General features: G+C 42.6%; 6 protein-coding genes. 1 reads left to right on the top strand and 5 read right to left on the bottom strand.

Going from position 1 to position 6,260, the window contains the following annotated elements; all coding sequences use genetic code 11:
* Window positions 1–206: 206 nt before the first annotated feature.
* The 5 genes from RIE73_RS00030 to RIE73_RS00010 form a co-directional block, all read right to left on the bottom strand.
* A complete protein-coding gene (locus tag RIE73_RS00030) occupies window positions 207–602 on the bottom strand; it encodes an ACP S-malonyltransferase (protein ID WP_446351401.1) in 396 nt (131 codons plus the stop codon).
* On the bottom strand, window positions 599–973 hold the full coding sequence (locus RIE73_RS00025; protein ID WP_446351400.1) for a DUF433 domain-containing protein: 375 nt from the start codon (window positions 971–973) through the stop codon (window positions 599–601). Before RIE73_RS00025 ends, RIE73_RS00030 begins: the two co-directional genes overlap by 4 nt.
* 212 nt (window positions 974–1,185) lie before the next feature.
* Window positions 1,186–3,789 (bottom strand): ABC transporter substrate-binding protein, encoded by a 2,604-nt coding sequence (locus RIE73_RS00020; protein WP_446399222.1) that lies wholly within the window; start codon window positions 3,787–3,789, stop codon window positions 1,186–1,188.
* A gap of 27 nt (window positions 3,790–3,816) precedes the next feature.
* The gene (locus RIE73_RS00015; RefSeq protein WP_446399221.1) at window positions 3,817–4,806 is read right to left on the bottom strand and encodes a DUF1822 family protein; all 990 of its coding nucleotides are present in this window, start codon (window positions 4,804–4,806) and stop codon (window positions 3,817–3,819) included.
* Between the two features lie 31 nt (window positions 4,807–4,837).
* A complete protein-coding gene (locus RIE73_RS00010) occupies window positions 4,838–5,479 on the bottom strand; it encodes a sigma-70 family RNA polymerase sigma factor (RefSeq protein WP_446399220.1) in 642 nt (213 codons plus the stop codon).
* 354 nt (window positions 5,480–5,833) lie between these two features.
* Here RIE73_RS00010 and RIE73_RS00005 point away from each other — a divergent pair.
* A partial coding sequence (locus RIE73_RS00005; protein ID WP_446399219.1) for a DUF2207 domain-containing protein occupies window positions 5,834–6,260 on the top strand: 427 nt, incomplete at its 3' end.

The following is a 6,260-nucleotide window of genomic DNA, read 5'->3' as shown; positions in this document are numbered from 1 at the left end:
CGGTGCAAAGTGCAAGACCGTGGCACCTAGTCGAGTGGCTGCTTCTTGGGGGGTTAAACTAGACATTGCCTGACTATATCATAGAAAATGTCTAGTTATGTCACTAATTGTCTAGATATTTACGGACTGTTAGTTAACCCTGAAAAATCTCGGGTCTTCCGTACTTGTGGTGATAATGCAAGCTTACTCTCTTGCCTGTAACTGCATTAGGGAATGAAAATTCGCCTTGAACCTCGATAGTCTTCAATGTCAACGATGATATCGACCAAGCGATTAACGCAACGATCCCGATACTCCGGTTCAACAAGCAACCGATCAATATTTCCTATTGTGATGACAGGCAACGATATTGGGGTACTCTCTTCGCGTATCACTTGTTCCAACGAGTCTTTTCCTTTCATGCTTCGGTTAGCAGTGAGTAAAATCATCTCGTTAGCTTGGGCACATTGCCAAACCACGCGATCGCTACTACTAACTTCTAACCCTACCTCTTCAAAGAGAATAAAGTGAATGGAAATTAGTTCAAGCCAGCCACTTGCAGCAAGACGACCTGCAAGGAGTACAGAGTGTCCACGTAAATTATGATCAACCAGAATGTTCATGCTTGCGATTCAAGCTTGGCTCGTTCTACTTGAAGCTTTGCCCGAATTGCTTCTGTGCCTGGTCTTGGGGGTTTTGCAACAATGTGAGCAATACGATCACGATTTTGCTGTTCATAGTACTGTCGCAATTCTTCAGCTTCTTTGAGAATGGTTTGGTATTCTGCTTCAACTTCAGTCCAATGGGAATCTATGTAAGATAGCGCAGAACTTAGCTGTTCATCTGTAAGACTCAGCATGGCACGGATGAACTTTGGTGGGTATTGCTCTGTAACATAGTCCATCACGTCATATAAAGTAACACGGGTTCCTGAGATCGTTAGTCCCCTCTCTGTACGAATGATAGCCGCTTGCCCATTAGAATCCGAAATCATATCCATAACTCTGGAACAGCTATGTCTATATTACCTCGCCCAAAAAACTGGTGGGTATAATGTCTACTATAATTTAACCCGCTTCCAATAAGCGCTAGTTTCATCTAGAAGCGCTACAGTTCCTCAATTTCTCTAGTAAGTCCTGTTGCTTCTGTGATTGTGTCAATACTCCCTGCCGCAGATCCTAGTTAGATGCGCTCTAACTAATCGGGTTACCGACAGTAGGGAGACTCAATCGGAACAAATGCTAAACCGTAATGTCGGTTACTACAGGGTGCAACCTGTACTAATAATCCTGGCGGATTCCCGCGATTACCATTCGGTTCAAATTTAATGGTTCCGGTTGCTCCTTCAGCGCTAAAGTTAGAAGCCATTAATGTTTCTTGCATACCCATGCGTGTTGGTTTATCTTGCATGACTAAAGCTTGTTTGTGGGCACGAGCCGCATCATAGGTGAGAGCTGTTCTCGCACTAACTTCTCCTCCCCACAAATCACGAGCGTCTTGAATGAATTCTTGATTGGGGCTACTCAAGCTAAGCCAGGGAGAAAACAAAACGAACTTGTCAAAGGGTTTTAAATCGGCAATGGCGAGACTCTTTGGACCGTAGAGAGACCAGCTTCCTACTATCCAATTATCACCATTATTAACCTTGACCAAATCAATGGCATGGAAAAGAGAATCCGTCACTTGACCATCTGGAAGTAAAACCAGCGCTGTTTCCCCAGCTTGTTGGTTGACTTCAGTAATAGCTTTTTCGACATTGAAATTCTTCTTCGACAAATTAAACTCTTTTACGTTAACAACCGTTCCGCCCTTTTCTTTGAACCGAGTTTCAAACTCCTGTCGCAGCGAGCTGGTGAAGGGGCTATTAGGATTGTAAAAGACAACCGCTTGTTTTTGACCCGCTTCGTTACGTAGGTAATCAGCTAAATACTTGGCTTCCACTCGATTACTATGAACAGTCCGAAAAAAAACATCTTTCGGCTCTTCTGTCAGTTCTTCAGTAGTCGTACCCGGAGATATCACGACCAATTTGTTTTCTTGGTAAACATCAATCGCGGCTACCGTTGACTCGCTAGTGTAGTGTCCGACAACACCCAGAATCTCTTGCTGTTTCACCAGTGCCTCTGCCCTTTGCTTGGCGGCTTCTGTATCATTACTATCATCAGTTATGACAACTCTCAGACCTATCTGATTCTTAATCGCTTGCTTGGGCAGAAACTTATAGCCGGGAAAGTTCTCAACGAGTTTTTCCTTACCCTTAAAGAGTCCCAAATTGACTTCCGTTTGTAATTGGGCAACGCCCCTCAAAATTTCTTGAGCTAATTCTGAATCGGTTACGGATGTAGATTCATTCTGCCTTTGAATCACAGGAACGGCAACAGCAATGGTGTAGAATTTTGCGCCTTTAGCTTGCAGTAGCGCATTGTTTAAGTAAATTAATGTTTCCGGGTCTCTGTTCTCTTTCTGCCATGATTTATTAAGCAACTCAATCGCTTCTGTATACTTCGATTCCGCTAATAATTTGACCCCCCTTTCCTTTAACCGTGGGGGTAAACGTTGCAGCAGAATTTCTTCTCCACAACTTATTGAGTCCCCCTGATGAGGAGGACAAGTTTTCCCCGATTCTATGGCAAGTTTATCAAGGCTCATCAGTGTAGATAAAACGACAGCGAATCCCAAGCCAAATCTTAAACCAAGCCTTTGCCACGTCTTCCTTGGTGGTGGTGATGACGATGGAGTCCAGGTAAAAGAAGCGGCAGTTGGATGTTGATACATCACGGGTAACCATGTCGCGTAAGGCAGTCGATCCTCTATCGATTCCAGTCTTTTTCTGGCGATACTAACTGCCTTTTGGAGGGAGACACCCTGGGAAAACTTCTCGATAAAAAAGGTCAAGAATTTTTGGGCGACTTCATCGGGTACGGGTTCTCTCATCACAATGACTTGGGGAATTTTTAAGTCAGCTAACACCTTAGCTAACCCCAATCCGTCACAGCTATTAAAAATAGCTAAACTCAAGCGTTTTTCTATAGCAGTTGAGAGGGCGTTTTGCAACTCATCAACGGTTAGACTTTCCGTTTCATTCAGATAAATTCTACCTGTGCTACCATCCCCTTCCGTATAACTATGACCTGCAAAGAAGAAGATATCCCACCCTTGTTCATCGTGAAGCCTATCTTCTAACTGCTCCCGTGTCGGTTCCGGGAGCAAGCAAGACTCTATCCCCGGTATTTTCTGTAAATTTTCTAGATCAACGTCAATATTAATTCCATCATTTTTGCCCAAAATAGCTAATAGCCTTATTTTGTTTTTTAGTTGTTTGTGTTGAATTTCCGGATACTCAAACGGACTTAAGATAATCTCAACAGAACCGTAATCTTCCCAAAAATCCCAGAGATGCCAAGGTAATTGCTGAAGCTGAGGGTTGTCAGTCTGAATCAAGACGCGAATGTCTTTGTCTTTATCGTTATTTAACTGAACGGCTAATTTATCCCGGATGCGATGAAATTCATTAGAGGTAGCGTTGAGCCATTGGTTGATCTTCTCTTTCAACTGATCCGCTACTTGTTGACAATCCTCTCTAGAGGTATTGTAATCAGGGAGTTCTTCTAAGCGGGGGCTGCGGGAAATTTCCTCAAGTTGGCGATAATTCGTCCGCCAATGTTGATAGAGTTGGGTAATCTCAGGGTTAGCCAGTAAACGTCCGCTAATTCTCCCTTCGGATGAGTAACCTTCTTCCCCCCATTCCAGGATGACTCGAATTCCCCTGTCTAAGTCACCATCAAGGGTTAAATATACCGCTCGACTCATTACCGACTCCTTTCACTCTCAACGCCGTTAGACCGCAAAGTTTTCGGTGAAGCTGGCTTCTGCCAACGATAATTTTAGCGTAAACTGTTCTTTGAGTTTACCGCGAAATCGTTTGGTGAGCATAGTTGAATTGATTTCGGCTGAACGTTCAGAAAACACTTGTCCGGTTTCATCAATTATGCTCAAGGTTAGACCCAGGGGGAGTGTTTCGCGATCGCGGGGATGAATTTGCACTTCAATGTCAATTTTTTCCTCAACGGCTTCGGTTAAACTAACAACTAAGTCTAGGGCGTAATCCCTCTGGTTTGTACCTAAGTTGATGGGTTTAAGCCCTGTTACTCTAGGCTTCCTCATCCCCAATTGACTTGGAAAACTTCCTTCATCTCTTTTTTGCCTATTTTTATGGGAAAAAGGGGTAACTTGACTTGGATTTGGCATAAAACGCCATGCGGTTTGTAGTGCTGAGAGTTTAAATGCTTCGGTACAATTTTGCCACCCTTTTTCAAAAATATTCTCAAACCACTGGCTTAAGTTTATTAGTGTCATCAGAGTTTCTATCTGGTCTAAGAAATCTTCCAGAGAACCTAACTGAATCAACGGTAACTCTGGTGTTTTCACCGTTTTGACAAATCCCAGTAATGTTCCTTCTGTGAGGGATTCATTGAACTGCACAACTAAATAGCCAATCGGGTTTTTCCTAACCCCAGAAGGAATCTTAACCACCTGGGACTCTGAGCCTACCGGAAGGCACTTTAGCGTCCCTAGCTTTTTGAGTGATAAATCGGCAACGTCTGGAGGATTTGATTTCACTAAATTTCGGCTATTTATTTCTTGTAAATCTGTCTCAATTCCCATACATTGACAGTAAAAATTTACAGCATGTACAGTTAAAGTATTGAGATAAATTTGTTCCACTTTTTCGGGATTAGACTGCTGTTTCGCCAACTGGTTCGCTAGACGATGTACGGATTGAGTTAACGCCACACTGAATGTTGATTTTGTTACTATTTCGTTCATGATTAATGGTTTGAACTAATTCCTAATATAATTAATACAAATATTCTCGCAAATGGGAAGAAAACCGAGTCAAACAGCGGTCGTAGAATCGACTGAGAGTTGACAGTGGGATTTTTAAATGCTCGGATAATTCTCGCCATGAATATCCTTCAATTCTCTTGATAACTAAATATTGAAAATTTACCTCTGTATGATTCGAGATGTGTGTGGTTTGAAAAAGACCGTCTGGATCTTCTTTGATCCAGAAGATGATCTCCGAGGATAAAAGAGGATTTAATTCTGATTCTACAAGCTGTTCTAGGTTTTCAGTCCACAGTCTTTTAGTCGAACAATGACTTTGTTTGACAAAGGAGCTTAATATTTCATTAATCGCGTCAATAAATCGTCTTTTCATGATAAAATTAACCCACGCTATTACTTCTCCCCGATTCGGCTCATACCCATCAATATTTTGACAGATATAAAGAAACGTGCGATTGCAGGCAGAAGTATAAATGTCCTCATACAAGCCAGGAAACTGACCCGAATAGGGACGACAAAGTTGACCGGAACGCTGAATGGCATTGACTAACCGGGTTAGCGCTATTTGCCGCATCTTTGTATTGGCAGGATGCTGTTGAGCTTTTATAGCTAGCTGCCTGAGTTCTTCATTGAGTTGCTGCTTACCCACCATAATGTTAAGACACTCGAATCCCTTTAACTCTGGTTGATCAAATCATCTGCTTTGATCTAGTAGTCGGGTCAAGGGTGAGACAATTATGCCAAACTCCAGTTTTTGTTACAAAGCTTAACACTATTCCTGATTTCCTCCCCATTTTCTCACCCTTGTGCAGAAAAAAGTGGTTTCTGGGACGAATAGAACCATAGAAGGGGTTTGGTAACCCAACCCCTACTGTGTCAGGACTTACGCAAAGACTCTATGAGTAGCGTGTGTTAGCGAAGCGTAACGCATTTTTACCACCATCTGTGGTGTAGCTGCGTAAGTACTGTGTGTTATTCGCTGCTTGAGATCAATTAATCTCGGATTATGTTTAAGTCTCGACAACTTCACCGAATCGCCATTGTAATCATGGCAGTTTTCGTGACGATTCTAATTCCCATCACCCATTCAACTGCATCAGACATTCCCTTCTACTGGGATTCCATCAATGTAGAAATGGATGTTCAACCCAATGGTGATATGTGGGTGACAGAAACACAGCATTATGTTTTTACCGATGATTACACCAACGAACGATATCGCTACATCCCTCTGAACAAGGTGGATGAAATTACCGATGTTACAGTTACAGAGAACGGGCAACCTTTAGCTCCGACGACAGGAATTGAAAACAATCAACTTTGGATTCGCTGGCAACATCCTCTCAACCCACCTGAATCTCATGTTTTTGTACTCAAGTATCGGGTTATCGGTGGGATACAAGTCAATGGTGACAAAAGCCAGGTTTACTGGA

This window comes from Coleofasciculus sp. C1-SOL-03, assembly GCF_040220555.1.
In the GTDB taxonomy this organism is placed as follows: Bacteria; Cyanobacteriota; Cyanobacteriia; order Cyanobacteriales; family Coleofasciculaceae; genus Coleofasciculus.
The sequence above is the reverse complement of the archived record's forward strand: the minus strand, read 5'-3'. Positions and strand labels throughout refer to the sequence as shown.

Coding starts and splice junctions, on each gene's coding strand:
- RIE73_RS00010 (WP_446399220.1), bottom strand. CDS start 5,479: ATGGTGGGTAAGCAGCAACTCAATGAAGAACTCAGGCAGCTAGCTATA.
- RIE73_RS00030 (WP_446351401.1), bottom strand. CDS start 602: ATGAACATTCTGGTTGATCATAATTTACGTGGACACTCTGTACTCCTT.
- RIE73_RS00025 (WP_446351400.1), bottom strand. CDS start 973: ATGATTTCGGATTCTAATGGGCAAGCGGCTATCATTCGTACAGAGAGG.
- RIE73_RS00015 (WP_446399221.1), bottom strand. CDS start 4,806: ATGAACGAAATAGTAACAAAATCAACATTCAGTGTGGCGTTAACTCAA.
- RIE73_RS00020 (WP_446399222.1), bottom strand. CDS start 3,789: ATGAGTCGAGCGGTATATTTAACCCTTGATGGTGACTTAGACAGGGGA.